Source organism: Halopseudomonas oceani, from assembly GCF_002903165.1.
Lineage (GTDB): Bacteria > Pseudomonadota > Gammaproteobacteria > Pseudomonadales > Pseudomonadaceae > Halopseudomonas > Halopseudomonas oceani.
The window spans coordinates 179,806-193,407 of the sequence record NZ_PPSK01000003.1 but is presented as its reverse complement, the minus strand read 5'-3'; the positions used below and the strand labels follow the sequence as shown (position 1 = coordinate 193,407).

The window sequence follows — 13,602 nt, the reverse complement described above, 5'->3', positions numbered from 1 at the left end:
CAGGGCGGAAAGCGAGCACTTGCGCTGGCTGCTGGCAGTTGCTTGAATAGCGCCGACACTTGGTGGCTGAAGCTGAGTCTGGGCAAGCCGCCAGGGAATCATGTAGACAGGGACGGCAGTGATATGCGTGAGTTGTTCAAGGTAGTTTTCAGGGGGCAGCAGACCGGCGAGTTTGAGGGGGCGCAGCTCAAGCAGAACCTGTTGCAGCTGGGCTTTGGTACCAAACAGGTGGAGACGCTGCTGGCGGGGCGGTCGGTAACCATCAAGTCAGGATTGACCGCAGCGCTGGCCGAGCGGTACCGCCAGCGTTTGCATGATGCTGGCCTGGTGACGGAAGTCCTCCCGGATGGCTCCGCAGTTAAAGCGACCACGCCACAACCTTCGCCTGCATCGCCGGGTCAGCAGGCGGAGGACAACGGAGGCGAGCCGGCAATCGGCGGCATCGACACAACCCATCCCGCACCTCCGTCTCCGGCTCCCGAGCGTCGCCTGTCGCAGTTGCAGTTTACCGGTACCGGTAGCGAGTACTTTGGCATCTGGATCGTCAACATCCTGCTGTTGGTGGTAACCTTTGGTTTCTATGCGCCTTGGGCCAAGGTACGCAATCTGCAGTATTTTTATGGGCACACCGTGCTCGAAGCAGGCAGCTTTCAGTACCTTGCCGATCCCTGGGTGATATTTCGTGGTCGCTTGGTGGCGCTGGTGGCGGTGATCATCTGGTCGGTGGCGTCCAGTTTCTTTCCGCTGGTCGCCAGCGTGTTGGTGCTGCTCTTCCTGCCGCTGATACCCTGGATCATCACGCGTTCGCTGAAGTTTCACGCGATTAACAGCGCCTATCGCAATATCCGTTTTGACTTTGCGGGCTCATACTGGCAGGCCTTTCAGGTGGTCTATCTGTGGCCGCTGGTGGGGATTCTGAGTCTCGGTCTGTTGCTGCCGCTTGCCGCCCAGCGCTGGTATAGCTTTCTGGTCAACAATACCCGCTTCGGCACCAGTGCGTTCCAGCTGTCGTTGACGGTGGGACAGGTCTACCTGTTCTTCCTGCGCATGATCCTGGTGTTTGTCGGCTTTGCCTTGCTCGGCGGTCTGGCCTCGATGCTCCACTCGGCGCTCGGCATGATTGGGGTGGTCCTAGCGTATCTGGCCCTGTTTGGTTACATGATGGCTGGCGTTACCAACCTGGTGACCAATGCGACTCGGCTCGATCAACATGGGTTTGTCTCTACCCTGGGCAAGCGCCGCATGGTCTGGATCTTTGTGACCAACTCCATACTGATTGCCCTGACCATGGGCTTCTATACGGCCTGGGCCAAGGTGCGCATGGCACGTTATCGAGCCAGCTGTACGCAGATGGAGATCGCTGGCGACCTGGACGGTTTTGTTGCAGGTGACGCCCAACGCGCCGGTGCTGTCGGCATGGAGTTGGGGGATGCCTTTGATGTCGGTTTCTCCTTCGGCTGACCCTGTGGTGTGCGGGCGTTTCTTCGACGGTGAGTCGAGTGGCGCCCTGGCTGCTTCTGCCCGCGTGCAGGAGGGTGAGCTGAGGCTTGAGCTTGCTGACGGTCGTGTCGAGTGCTTTGCCGGCAAGGACGTGCGTCTGGGGCTGCAGGTGGGGAGTGCCCACAGCTACCTGCATCTGGGCGAACGGGCTGCGCTGGAATCGGCCGACGTAGCCGGGCTGCAGGCCATTGCCGCCAGCCTCAAGGCAGCCGACGGCGGCACGGTCTGGTTGCGTCGGCTGGAGCTGAATATTCCGCTGGTGCTGGTATCGCTGGTCGTCGTCCTGGCAATGCTGCTGGGCGGTGTGGTCTGGGGTGTGCCGTGGCTGTCAGAGCGGGTGGCGTACCTGGTCCCGGTGACGCTGGAGGAGCGTGCTGGCGATGAGGGCATGAGTACCCTGGATCAGTTCTGGACTGCGCCCAGTGCCCTCAGCGAAGAGCGTCAGCAGGCGTTGCTGGGGATGATGCAGCCCTATTTAGTAGCGCTGGAGGAGCGTTATCCGGAGCACCGCTTGAAAGTGCACTTTCGTGCCAGCGAGTCGCTGGGCGCCAACGCCTTTGCGCTGCCCGGCGGCAATCTGGTGTTTACCGACAAGATGATTGCGTTGGCTCAACATGACGAGGAGCTGATCGCCGTGCTGGCCCATGAAGTGGGGCACGCGGTGCATCGCCACAGTATGCGTAACCTTGTGCAGGGGTCGTTGCTGGTGTTCGTTATGGTGTCGTTGACGGGGGATGTGTCGGCGGCGTCGGACCTGGTCACAGGCGTACCGGCTTTGCTGGCGACCTTGAGTTATCAGCGGGGGATGGAGCAGGAAGCGGACGACTTTGCGCTGGCATTTATGCAGGAGCAGAAAATTTCACCGCAACGCTTTGCCGATATCATGCTCAGGCTGGACCCGCCCTCCGAGGAAGAGGACGAGCTGGATGAGCTGAGTGGTTTTCTCTCAACTCATCCACCCACACCAGAGCGAATCGAGCGCTTTCAAACCGGTTACTAGACCAGTTTGAGGGTGCTCAGTGTGCGCTGACGTACCTGCTTGAGCAGTTCGGCATCCTTGACCAGAGACTGTCCATAGGATGGAACCAGGGTCTTCATGCGTGCTTGCCACTCGGGGCTGGCGATGCGGTCTTTAAAGCAGCGCTCAAGCACGTCGATCATGGCCTGTACCGCCGTTGAGGCGCCTGGCGAGGCGCCGAGCAGTGCTGCCAGTGTGCCGTCTTTGGCGGCGACGATCTCGGTACCGAACTCCAGCTTGCCGTGACCCTTGGCGTCCTTCTTGATGATCTGTACGCGCATGCCTGCATTCTGCAGTTTCCAGTTCTTCTCCTGGGCATCCGGGAAGAAGTTGCGCAATGACGCAACGCGATCCTTGTGGGACTGGAACGACTCCGCGATCAGGTACTTGGTCAGGTCCATGTTGTCCCGGCCGACCGCCATCATCGGTGCGACGTTGTACGGTTTGACCGAGGAGAACAGGTCAAATATCGAGCCTTTTTTCAGGAACTTGGTGGTGAAGCCGGCGAACGGGCCAAACAGCAGTGCAGGTTGGCCATTGATGATGCGGGTATCCAGATGAGGAACCGACATGGGTGGGGCGCCGACCGGAGCCTTGCCGTAGACCTTAGAGCCGTGGCGCTTGACCACCTCCTGATCCTGGCAGACCAGCCATTGGCCGCTGACCGGGAAGCCGCCGTAGCCTTGGCTTTCGTCGATGTTTGATTTCTGCAGTAGCGGCAACGAACCACCACCGGCGCCGAGGAAAACAAACTTGGCGCAGAGTTCTGCCTCCTTGCCAGTTTTCTCATCTTCCACTATGACACGCCAGTGGCCTCGTTTGCTCTTGCGCAGGCTTTTGACCGAGTGACTCAGGCGCAGATCAAACCCATCCTGCTGTTCCAGATGAGCAATCATGCGACGGGTGAGTGAGCCAAAGTCCACGTCCGAACCGTGATCAATGCGGGTGGCGGCAATCGGCTGACTGGTGTCGCGACTGGACATGATTAGCGGCATCCATTCGCGTAGCTGATCCGGCGACTCGCTGTACTGCATCTCGGCGAACAGGTGGTGCTGGCTCAGCAGTTCATGCCGCTTGCGCAGGAACGCAACGTCTTTCTCTCCCCAGACAAAGCTCTGGTGGGGGGTGGCGTTGATGAAGTCAGAGGGGTTCTGGATGATGCCCTGTTCTACCAGGTAGCTCCAGAACTGCAGGGTTACTTCGAAAGATGCATTGATGGCCAGGGCGCGTTCGATCGCGACATTGCCATTCTGGTCTTCGGGAGTGTAGTTCAGCTCACAGTAGCCGGCGTGTCCGGTACCAGCGTTATTCCAGCCGTCGGTGCTTTCGTGAGCCACGTGGTCCAGACGCTCGACCAGGGTAATGGTCATGGCGGGATCCAACTGTTTGAGCAACATTCCCAGCGTAGCGCTCATGACACCACCACCGACCAGCAATACATCTACGTTCGTTGCTGTCATTTACATGTCGCCTCTTTGGTAAAAATCAAGGAGCCTCTTGAGCTCTCCAGTGATCATACTGGCCAATGTCGGGGCGGCTAGCAAACGGGCTTGATCCCGACGGTCGCTTTTGGCTGTGTCGAGAGCGCGGCAAGCAGTGTGTGCTGTCTGCTCCGAACGCCCCGGTACGTGGGTATCAGTGGTTGGCTGATGAAAAGCGGCGGCGCTTCGTGTGGAATTGCCTGCCGGGGCTCAATGGTCTGACGGTGATCGGCCATTGGAGTAGTTCAGAGAGGGGGTATCATACCGGTTTCTGCAGGGCGGGGACAGAAGCATAATTCGGCTTATGCTGCCTTTGTAGCGGCTTTTTTGGCCGACTTTGGTCTAAATCAGGCCAATTGTGCGGTAGTCTTTTGCGCGCCGTGACGACGGCGGTTGCTGTATGCCGTTTTAATCAGAAACGACCTGATATCAGGTCGGCGAGGGGACGAGTGGATGCATGATGTAGTGCTGGTTGGGGGCGGGGTAATGGGGTGTCTGAGTGCGCTTGAGCTGCTGCATGCGGGCTGCCGGGTAACGCTGCTGGAGCGTGGCGAGCTGGGGCGCGAGGCATCCTGGGCTGGCGGCGGTATTGTTTCTCCTCTCTATCCCTGGCGCTATTGCGAAGCGGTCAGCGCGCTTGCTGACTGGTCTCAGGGTTATTACCCACCCTTGGCTGACACCTTGCTGGCGCAGACCGGACTGGATCCGGAGGTACATGACTGCGGACTGCTGTGGCTGGATCACGACGAGCAGGACCAGGCACTGGGGTGGGCTGCAGCCCATGACAAGCCGCTGCAGCGGGTTGATACCGATTTTATCTACCGGCAGGTGCCGCAGTTGGCCAGCGGTTACAGCGGTGCGCTTTGGCAAGCCGGTCTTGCCAATGTTCGTAACCCGCGACTGATGCAGTCCTTGCGTGCGCGTTTGAGCCAGTTTGAACACTTTGTACTGCATGAGCACTGTGCGGTCGACTCGCTGTTGCAAGAGGGCGATGCGGTGGTTGGTGTGCAGTGTCCTGCCGGACGCATCGAAGCTGATGCGGTTGTGCTTTGTGCTGGTGCCTGGAGTGGTGACTGGTTGGGGCAGGCTGGGCTCTCCCTGCCGGTCGAGCCGGTCAAGGGGCAGATGCTGCTGTACAAGATGGCGCCGGGCTGGCTGCCGTCGATGGTCATGGCGCAGGGGCGTTACGCCATTCCCCGACGTGATGGTCATATCCTGATCGGTAGCACGCTGGAGTACGAAGGCTACGACAAGCGCACTACTGAGCAGGCGCTGGCATCGCTGCAGGCAAGCGCAGAGGCTCTGCTGCCGGACCTGGCGCGGCAGTCACCGGTTGCTCAATGGGCAGGTTTGCGCCCTGGGTCGCCGGACGGTGTGCCCTATATCGGCCCGGTGTCCTCTCTGCCAGGCTTGTGGCTGAACGCCGGGCATTTCCGCAACGGTCTTGTGCTGGCGCCGGCGTCCTGCCGGCTGTTGGTCGATCTGATGCTGGACAGAACGCCGGAGATCGACCCTGCGCCCTATCTGCCGGACGCGCGCCTGCGTTAGCAGGCGCTCCAGGGCTCAGTCGTCGAGGCCGAGCTTTTTCAAGCGGTAGCGCAGTGAGCGGAAGGTGAGGCCCAGGCGCTTGGCTGCTGCGGTCTTGTTCCAGCGGGTTTCTTCCAGTGCCTGGGTAATCGCCTGGCGTTCGATGTTGTCCAGGTAGTCCTCCAGATGGTCGATCTGGCTAAAGTCGGGCGCATCGTCCTGGGAAGCACTCGGGCACGCGCTTAGCCACAGGTCGTGAGCATCAATCTGCTGGCCTTCGCAAAGGGTGAAGGCGCGTTCAAGTGCGTTTTCCAGTTCGCGCACGTTGCCTGGGAAACGGTAGTTGAGCAAGCGCTCCATCCCGGCCTCGGTGACCTCTGGTACGGGCTGGTTGGCGCGTTCGGCCAGTCTGCCAAGGATGCTTTGGACCAGTAGCGGCAGGTCCTCGCGACGGGCCCTGAGTGGCGGTACCTGCAGTTCGATGACGTTGATCCGGTAGAACAGATCCTGGCGGAAGCGGCCCTGAGCTACTTCGTTGGCGAGATCCTTGTGGGTGGCGCACAGCAGGCGCACGTCGACCGCTTCTTCGCGCTGGCTGCCGACGGCGCGGATGGCTTTCTCCTGAATGGCACGCAGCAACTTGACCTGCATGGCCATTGGCAGGTCGGCTACCTCGTCAAGAAACAGCGTACCGTGGTTCGCGGCCTGGAACAGACCGGGCTTGTCTGCCACTGCGCCAGAGAAGCTGCCCTTGCGGTGACCGAAGAACTCACTTTCCATTAGCTCGGAGGGAATGGCACCACAGTTGACCGGCACAAACGCCTGTTCAGCGCGTGGGCTGAGTGCATGGATACGACGGGCGACCAGTTCCTTGCCGCTGCCGGATTCGCCGCTGATATACAAAGGCGCCTGGCTGCGGGCGAGTTTGCTGATCTGGTTGCGCAGCCGCTCGATCGGTGGCGATATCCCCAATATAGGGTCCCGGTCCCGTGGATCGGCGTCAGCTTGCGCGGTGTTGAGGCGCAGTGCGGTTGAAACCAGCTCTCGCAAGCGGGTCAGGTCCACCGGCTTGGTCAAAAAGTCGAACGCGCCAGCTTTGAGCGCGTTGATTGCCGTATCCAGGCTGCCATAGGCGGTGATCATCGCCACCGGCGTGCTGGTGAAGTGCTGCTGAATATGGCGCACGATGCTCATGCCGTCGCCGTCTGGCAGTCGCATGTCCGTCAGGCACAAGTCAAAGTGCTGGGACTGCAGCAGTGTCATGGCCTCGCGCAGCGTGCTGGCGCTGCGCGTCTGTAATGACATGCGGCCAAGCGTCAGCTCCAGCAGTTCGAGAATATCCGGCTCGTCGTCGATGATCAGCACGGTGGGTTGCGTCATGGCTTGCTGCTTGACTCCTGTCCTTCAGTTCCGGGCATCATACCAGTCGTTTCGGGTGTGCAAAGGTAATGCGCATGCAGCAGCCGTGAGGCTGCACGCGTTCGCATTCCAGTCTGGCCTGGTTGCTCTCGCAGAGTTCGCGGGAAATATACAGGCCCAATCCGGTGCCGGTCGCTTCGGTGGTGTAGAAGGGTTCGAAAATGTGACCCAGGTGTTCTTCTGCCACTCCCGGGCCGTAATCGATCACTTCAAGTACCGGCAACTGGGTGTCTGCGCGGACGTAGAGCTTCAGTTCGATGGTGCGTGGGCTGCCGGCTTCACCGCTGTAACGCAGGGCGTTATTGCACAGGTTGTTGAGCACCTGGGTCATCTGGTTCGGATCCATCCGGGTCAGGATGCCCTCTTTCTCGATTTCACAGTCGATGGTATCGGTGGCCGGGTGGGATGCTCGGAAGTCGGTCATAAAACTCGATACCCACAGGGCCAGGTCCACCAGCTGGGGTTCGCTTGGGCGGCGTCTGGACAGTTCCAGCACGGTTTCAATCACCCGGTTCATGCGCTGCGAGTGTTGCTGGATGATCTCGGTCAGGCGCAGATCCTGGCGGGTCAGCTGGTCGGACTCGGCTAGCAGCTGGGCCGCATGACTGATGGCGCCGAGCGGGTTACGTATTTCATGGGCAATACTCGCGGTCAGTCGTCCCAGCGACGCCAGTTTCAGCTGTTGCGCCTGCTGGGCGACCTGGGTGTTGTCGTCGAGGAAGACCAGGATGTTGTCCTGTGCCTTGCTGCCCAGCGGTTTGAAGTTGGCCATCAGTTCGGTGCTACCACTGAAACTGTGGAACGAGGTGGCGCGCAGCGAGGGGTTGCGCTGCCATTGGCGCAGGCGCTGGTCCAGCTCGGGAGCGACGCGGTCCAGCAGCTCATCCGGTGGGACGTCGCGGTTGAGCATTTGCGCACACGCCTCGTTGCTGGTCAGGATCCGGTTGTCTGCGCTGACCACCATGATGCCGGTACGCATGCGCTGAATGATCAACTGGTTCAGTTGCTCCAGCCGGGCCAGGCTGGCGGCCTGCTGCTTGGCCAGAATCTCTGACAGGTAGAGGCGGCGACTGACACGCTGAACGAACAGGGCAACAGCAAAATAGATAGCCCCCAGTACCCCGGCTTGCAGGTAGTTTTGCCCGATGTACGGATGGGTCAGGCTGAGGAAAAACGTCAGGTAGATCAATACCAGGCTGGACAATGCCGGCAACACCAGGCCAATGCGCCCGTGCAGCAGGACGTTGCCGATGGCAACCGGGATGATCAGCAGGTTGCCAAAGCCGCTGCCGATACCGCCGGCGGCGTAGAAGATGATGCCAAGCAGGGAAATGTCGAGAATGGCCAGCACAAACAAGTGGATGTCGCGCCGTCCCTTGTGCAGCGACAGCGCAATCAGCACATTGATGAAGAGATAGATCCAGCTGGCCTTGGCATAGACATCGGGGTTGCTCAGCGAAAGCACACCCTCGCGCAGGTCGGAGCTGGTGAGCAGGGTCAGGCCGAACCCGAGAATCACTCGATACAGATTGTACAGCCGCAGGATCCGCGGACGTTGTGAGTCGATTCGCTCAGCTGTTGCCGTGTTCATCTCGGTGTTCCGCGCAGCAGTACCATTGATCGCCGGCGCGCAGGGCGCGTGACTGGGGCAGGTGAACCTGACATTGCGCACAGCGAACCATGACCGGAGCATCGGTTTGTGGCTGCTGTGAGGAGTGTTGCGGTGTCCGTTGCTGTTGCAGAGCGCGCCAGAAACGCAGGGCTGCCCATACCAGGGCAGCCAGAATTATCAGTTTGATCAGTCCCATGGTATCGCTGTGTTCCGTGCAGGGTGTTCCAGTGTAGCCCAAGGCCGTAGTGCACCAAAGCATGTTGCGATTGCGAGGCACAGGCGCTTGCCGGACAATAGGCGCATCTTGAGTCAGGAGAAGCGACATGACGGCAACCTTGCGCATCGTGATGGCCCAGCTGAACATGCGAGTGGGCGACATCCCGGGCAATCTGGAGCGGATCATCGAGGCATCCAGGCACGCCCGCGACGAGCTGGGTGCCCGGGTTATCGTATTTCCGGAACTGTCGCTGTGCGGCTATCCGCCAGAGGACCTGCTGCTGCGCTCCAGCATGCAGGCGCGCATCAGCCGGGCACTGGACAGGCTCTGCGCCGAGGTGCACGGCATCTACGTCGTGGTGGGGTATCCGTGGCAGGACGGTGCGCTCTGCTACAACATGGCGGCTGTTATCGCCGACGGCCGCATTCTGGCTTCCTACGCCAAACAGCAGTTGCCCAATTACCGGGTATTTGACGAGAAACGTTATTTCACCGAAGGGCAGGATGCCTGCTGCTTGGAAATCGATGGTCTGTCTGTGGCGATCACCGTCTGTGAAGATATCTGGCATCCGCAGCCGATGGCGCAGGCGCGTGACGCAGGGGCCCGGCTGATGCTGAACCTGAACGCTTCGCCATTTCACATGGACAAGCAGCGTGAGCGCGAAGCCATGCTGGCCGAGCGCGCCGCCGAGGGGGCTATGCCGATTATCTATGTCAACCAGGTCGGTGGGCAGGATGAGCTGGTGTTTGATGGCGGTTCGGTTGCGGTTGATACGGACGGCCAGATTGCCTGTCGGGTGGCGCCCTTCTGCGAGGGGTTGTACCCGGTTGATGTGCAGTTTGACGATGCGCAGGTTCGCCTGCGTCAGGGCGCGCTGGCGGCAATGCCTGAGGTCGAAGCCAGTGTCTATCAGGCGCTGGTTACCGGGGTGCGTGACTACGTCAACAAGAACCGCTTCAAGGGTGTGGTTCTTGGCCTGTCTGGCGGTATCGATTCGGCTCTGACGCTGGCGGTTGCTGTCGACGCGCTCGGTGCCGAGCGGGTGGAGGCGGTAATGATGCCGTATCACTACACCTCCGGCATGAGTCTGGAAGATGCCGAGGCACAGGCGCGCACCATGCATGTGACCTACCGGGTGCTGCCGATCGCGCCGATGGTCGAAGCGTTTATGCAGACGCTGGAGCCGGTGTTTGAAGGGTTGCCGCGCGACACCACCGAAGAGAACCTACAGGCACGCTGTCGCGGCACGCTGCTGATGGCGCTGTCGAACAAGACTGGCTCGTTGGTACTGACTACTGGCAACAAAAGTGAGATGGCGGTGGGTTATGCCACGCTGTATGGCGATATGGCGGGTGGTTTTGATGTGCTCAAGGATGTACCCAAGACCCTGGTGTTCCGTCTGGCCGAATACCGCAACACGCTGGGCGCGGTCATACCGCAGCGGGTAATCGACCGTCCGCCGTCCGCCGAACTAGCGCCTGATCAGAAAGACGAAGACTCGCTGCCGCCGTATCCGGTGCTGGACGAGATTCTGCGTCTGTATATTGAACACGACCTGTCGGCCAGCGCCATCATTGCCGCCGGCTTTGACGAGGACCAGGTCAAGCGCGTGGTGCGCTTGGTGGACCTGAACGAATACAAACGCCGTCAGGCCGCGGTAGGGGCACGAGTAACCCAGCGTGGCTTCGGTCGTGATCGTCGTTACCCGATTACTTCAGGGTGGGCGATGGAGGACTAGCCGGTCGGCCGGCCTTGGGCCGGCAGCGGCAAGCTACAAGCTACAAGCTACAAGCCAAAAACCAAGAGCTACACCGCGCGGGTTTTACTTGCAGCTTGAGGCTTGCGGCTTGCAGCTGCCCCACAAAAAAGCCCGCCATGGCGAATGCCGTGGCGGGCTTTTTTGTGGGGCGAAGCTCAGTCGAGCAGGCCGAAGGTGATGCGGCTCCAGAAACTGCGGTGTGGCTCGCCAGTGGTGTTGGCGCGAATCTCGCGTGGCAGCGCAGCCACAGCGTCTTGATACTGACGCTCCATCTCGCGCTCCATCTGGGTCTGTGCCATCCGCGGCGGCGGAGCGGTAACAGCGTCGATGACGCCGACGGATGCAGCTTCCAGCCAGTCCATGTCGGCTACAGCGGGCTCGACGTGATGCTTGAACTTACCGTCGACCAGTGCTGGGTGTTCGGGGTAGTTGAGCTTCAGGGTTTCCAGCGCGCTGTCGGCCAGGTCGTGCATGGCAAGGCGGCTGTAACCCGCGACCATGAGGGCCAAGCCGTCTCCCACCGAGGGGGTCTGCTGGTAGTTTTCTACCACATAGCGGCCGCGGTTGGCGGCGGCCAGATAGGCGCCGCGCTTGAGATAGTAGTGGCCAACGTGCACGTCGTAGGCAGCCAGCAAATTACGCAGATAGATCATGCGTGCGCGGGCATCAGGGGCGTACTGGCTGTTCGGGTAGCGGTTGATCAACTGGGCGAAGTCGTTGAACGAGTCACGTGCCGCACCCGGATCGCGACGGGTCATGTCGAGCGGCAGGAAACGCTCAAGAATGCCCTGGTCACGGGTAAAGGATGCGAGGCCGCGAATGTAGTAGGCGTAGTCAACGTTCGGGTGGGTCGGGTGCAGACGGATGAAACTGTCGGCGGACGCCGTGGCAGCCTCCGGCTCGTAATTCTGATAGTAGGCGTAGATCAGTTCCAGCTGAGCCTGCTCGGCGTAGCGGCCGAACGGATAGCGAGCCTCAAGGGCGCGCAGGGTTTCGACTGCGGAACCGAAGTTTTCTGCGTCCAGATCGGTCTGGGCCTTGCGATACAGCTCCGACTCGCTGAGCGACTCGTCAATCACCGGTGCGTTAGAAGAGCACGCGGCCAGCAGTGCCAGTACTCCGACCAGCAGCAGATGTTTCATCGACATATCATGACATCCGAATGGTTGGCGTGCGCTGTTTCCAGTGCGGCCGTCCTGTTATAGTTTGGGCCTTTGCAGCCTTGTCCGGACTTCCCGGACCAGCCGTATTTAACCACAGCGTCCGGTCGATTCCAAAAGGGATTGCGGCCGGTTCCGGCGCACGACGCCTTCCAGTGAGTTCCCCATGTCAGATCGTATTCGTTTGTCCGCACAGGTCAGCCCGGAGTCGGGTGGTCAACGCCTAGACCAGGTGGCCGCCCAATTGTTCCCAGACTACTCCCGCTCTCGCCTGCAGGGCTGGATCAAGGATGGCAGCCTGCTGGTCGATGGTGAGCGCAAGCGCACCCGCGACATACTGCTGGGCGGCGAACAGCTGGAACTGGATGCCGAGCGTGAAGTGCAGGGCGAGTGGCAGGCCGAAGCCATCGATCTGGATATCATCTATGAAGACGACGCGCTGCTGGTAATCAACAAGCCCGCCGGTCTGGTCGTGCATCCAGCTGCCGGCCATCAAGACGGCACCCTGCTAAATGCCTTGCTGCATCATGCCCCTGAGCTGTCCAAGGTGCCGCGTGCCGGCATCGTCCACCGGCTCGATAAGGACACAACCGGTTTGATGGTGGTTGCCAAGACCATTGAGGCACAGACCGATCTGGTCGCCCAGCTGCAGGCGCGTACGGTCAGTCGTGAATACGAATGCGTGGTGGTCGGTGTGATGACCTCCGGCGGCAAGGTTGACCAGCCGATTGCTCGACACGGCACCCAGCGGCAGAAAATGGCGGTGGTCGCCGGCGGCAAGACGGCCATCAGTCATTACCGGGTGATCAATCGTTTCCGCGCGCACACCCACGTCAAGGTCAAGCTGGAGACGGGTCGCACGCACCAGATCCGGGTGCACATGAGCTACATCCACTTTCCGCTGGTCGGTGATCCGGTCTACGGCGGCCGTCTGCGTATTCCGCCGGGGGCCAGCCCGGAATTGATCAAGGAGCTGCGCGAGTTTCCGCGTCAGGCGCTGCATGCGCGCCGGCTTGAGCTGGAGCATCCGGCCGACGGCCGGCATATGAGCTGGCAAGTGCCCCTGCCGGAAGACATGCAGCATTTGCTGGCGCTACTGCGTGAGGACGGTGAGATCGGCGAATGAGCACCCTCTGGTTGACCGCCGGCTGGCCCGCGCCAGTCAATGTCCGCACCTGCATCACCACGCGTCTGGGTGGTTGCAGCCAGGGCGTATGGAAGGGATTCAACCTTGGCGATCATGTGGGGGACGACCCGGTCCATGTTGCGGCCAATCGCGCCGAGCTGGAACGCGTTCTGTGCTGCCGCCCGGCCTGGTTGACTCAGGTGCATGGCACCGAGGTGTGCAAGGCCAACCCTACCCAAGTGCTGGAGGCCGACGCCAGTTGGACGGATCAGCCGGGCATCGCCTGCACTATCATGACCGCCGACTGTCTACCCGCGTTGTTCTGTACCCGTGACGGGCAGCGCGTTGCGGCCGCGCACGCGGGTTGGCGCGGCCTGCTCGACGGAGTGCTGGAACAGACGGTCGCGACACTTGGCGGCTCGCCTGCTGACGTGCTGGTCTGGCTTGGTCCGGCCATCGGTCCGGCGGCGTTCGAAGTGGGCGCCGAGGTGCGCGATGCGTTCATCAAGGTTGATCCGCAGGCTGCTGCTGCGTTTGTGCCGTCCGAACGCGATGGCCACTGGTTGGCGGATATCTATCAACTGGCGCGCCAGCGCCTTGCAGCGTCAGATGTTACGTCGGTTTATGGTGGTGGCGAATGCACCTTTTCCGATGCCGAACGCTTCTATTCCTACCGTCGTGATGGGCAGACGGGGCGGCTTGCGTCCCTGATTTGGCTTACTGAGTGACAAAAAATTGACCCCAATCATCATGGGGTCACTTGAAAGCGCAATAATCGACCTC

The 13,602-nt window shown here is 60.8% G+C and carries 11 protein-coding genes; 6 read left to right on the top strand and 5 right to left on the bottom strand.

Going from position 1 to position 13,602, the window contains the following annotated elements; translation table 11 throughout:
• Positions 1 to 123: 123 nt before the first annotated feature.
• Positions 124 to 1,461, top strand: coding sequence for a YjgN family protein (locus C1949_RS04980; RefSeq protein WP_104737364.1), 1,338 nt, complete (start codon positions 124 to 126; stop codon positions 1,459 to 1,461).
• Positions 1,439 to 2,500: a M48 family metallopeptidase gene (locus tag C1949_RS04975; protein ID WP_170063001.1), complete on the top strand. Its 1,062-nt coding sequence runs from the start codon at positions 1,439 to 1,441 to the stop codon at positions 2,498 to 2,500. The genes C1949_RS04980 and C1949_RS04975 overlap by 23 nt, the downstream gene beginning before the upstream one ends.
• Here C1949_RS04975 and mqo read toward each other — a convergent pair.
• Positions 2,497 to 3,978 carry a malate dehydrogenase (quinone) gene (gene mqo, locus C1949_RS04970; protein WP_104737362.1) on the bottom strand — a complete coding sequence of 494 codons (1,482 nt, stop codon included), beginning with the start codon at positions 3,976 to 3,978 and terminating at the stop codon, positions 2,497 to 2,499. The genes C1949_RS04975 and mqo overlap by 4 nt on opposite strands.
• A gap of 474 nt (positions 3,979 to 4,452) precedes the next feature.
• Here mqo and thiO point away from each other — a divergent pair, with 474 nt between their 5' ends.
• Positions 4,453 to 5,547: a glycine oxidase ThiO gene (thiO, locus tag C1949_RS04965; protein ID WP_104737361.1), complete on the top strand. Its 1,095-nt coding sequence runs from the start codon at positions 4,453 to 4,455 to the stop codon at positions 5,545 to 5,547.
• A gap of 15 nt (positions 5,548 to 5,562) precedes the next feature.
• Here the strand turns inward: thiO and C1949_RS04960 are convergent, their stop codons facing one another.
• The 3 genes from C1949_RS04960 to C1949_RS04950 are packed head-to-tail and all read right to left on the bottom strand — an operon-like array spanning position 5,563 to position 8,753.
• Positions 5,563 to 6,906 carry a sigma-54-dependent transcriptional regulator gene (locus C1949_RS04960; RefSeq protein ID WP_104737360.1) on the bottom strand — a complete coding sequence of 448 codons (1,344 nt, stop codon included), beginning with the start codon at positions 6,904 to 6,906 and terminating at the stop codon, positions 5,563 to 5,565.
• 37 nt (positions 6,907 to 6,943) lie between these two features.
• Positions 6,944 to 8,536, bottom strand: a complete 1,593-nt coding sequence (locus C1949_RS04955; RefSeq protein WP_104737359.1) for an ATP-binding protein — start codon at positions 8,534 to 8,536, stop codon at positions 6,944 to 6,946.
• Positions 8,517 to 8,753, bottom strand: coding sequence for a PP0621 family protein (locus C1949_RS04950; RefSeq protein WP_104737358.1), 237 nt, complete (start codon positions 8,751 to 8,753; stop codon positions 8,517 to 8,519). The genes C1949_RS04955 and C1949_RS04950 overlap by 20 nt, the downstream gene beginning before the upstream one ends.
• Positions 8,754 to 8,880: 127 nt before the next feature.
• On the opposite strand from C1949_RS04950, the gene C1949_RS04945 reads away from it, so the two are divergent.
• On the top strand, positions 8,881 to 10,512 hold the full coding sequence (locus C1949_RS04945) for an NAD+ synthase (protein WP_104737357.1): 1,632 nt from the start codon (positions 8,881 to 8,883) through the stop codon (positions 10,510 to 10,512).
• A 176-nt stretch (positions 10,513 to 10,688) separates the two neighbouring features.
• Here C1949_RS04945 and C1949_RS04940 read toward each other — a convergent pair whose 3' ends face one another.
• Positions 10,689 to 11,681 carry an outer membrane protein assembly factor BamD gene (locus tag C1949_RS04940; RefSeq protein ID WP_104737356.1) on the bottom strand — a complete coding sequence of 331 codons (993 nt, stop codon included), beginning with the start codon at positions 11,679 to 11,681 and terminating at the stop codon, positions 10,689 to 10,691.
• A 178-nt stretch (positions 11,682 to 11,859) separates the two neighbouring features.
• Here C1949_RS04940 and rluD point away from each other — a divergent pair, with 178 nt between their 5' ends.
• Both rluD and pgeF read left to right on the top strand, forming a co-directional pair.
• Positions 11,860 to 12,819 carry a 23S rRNA pseudouridine(1911/1915/1917) synthase RluD gene (gene rluD / locus C1949_RS04935; RefSeq protein WP_104737355.1) on the top strand — a complete coding sequence of 320 codons (960 nt, stop codon included), beginning with the start codon at positions 11,860 to 11,862 and terminating at the stop codon, positions 12,817 to 12,819.
• Entirely contained in the window at positions 12,816 to 13,547 is a 732-nt protein-coding gene (pgeF, locus tag C1949_RS04930) for a peptidoglycan editing factor PgeF (RefSeq protein ID WP_104737354.1), read from the top strand. Before rluD ends, pgeF begins: the two co-directional genes overlap by 4 nt.
• The last annotated feature ends 55 nt before the right edge of the window (positions 13,548 to 13,602 follow it).

Bases quoted from the DNA above. Each gene is read 5' to 3' on its own strand.
- C1949_RS04980 (WP_104737364.1), top strand. From the start codon at position 124: ATGCGTGAGTTGTTCAAGGTAGTTTTCAGGGGGCAGCAGACCGGCGAG.
- C1949_RS04975 (WP_170063001.1), top strand. From the start codon at position 1,439: ATGTCGGTTTCTCCTTCGGCTGACCCTGTGGTGTGCGGGCGTTTCTTC.
- mqo (WP_104737362.1), bottom strand. From the start codon at position 3,978: ATGACAGCAACGAACGTAGATGTATTGCTGGTCGGTGGTGGTGTCATG.
- thiO (WP_104737361.1), top strand. From the start codon at position 4,453: ATGCATGATGTAGTGCTGGTTGGGGGCGGGGTAATGGGGTGTCTGAGT.
- C1949_RS04960 (WP_104737360.1), bottom strand. From the start codon at position 6,906: ATGACGCAACCCACCGTGCTGATCATCGACGACGAGCCGGATATTCTC.
- C1949_RS04955 (WP_104737359.1), bottom strand. From the start codon at position 8,536: ATGAACACGGCAACAGCTGAGCGAATCGACTCACAACGTCCGCGGATC.
- C1949_RS04950 (WP_104737358.1), bottom strand. From the start codon at position 8,753: ATGGGACTGATCAAACTGATAATTCTGGCTGCCCTGGTATGGGCAGCC.
- C1949_RS04945 (WP_104737357.1), top strand. From the start codon at position 8,881: ATGACGGCAACCTTGCGCATCGTGATGGCCCAGCTGAACATGCGAGTG.
- C1949_RS04940 (WP_104737356.1), bottom strand. From the start codon at position 11,681: ATGTCGATGAAACATCTGCTGCTGGTCGGAGTACTGGCACTGCTGGCC.
- rluD (WP_104737355.1), top strand. From the start codon at position 11,860: ATGTCAGATCGTATTCGTTTGTCCGCACAGGTCAGCCCGGAGTCGGGT.
- pgeF (WP_104737354.1), top strand. From the start codon at position 12,816: ATGAGCACCCTCTGGTTGACCGCCGGCTGGCCCGCGCCAGTCAATGTC.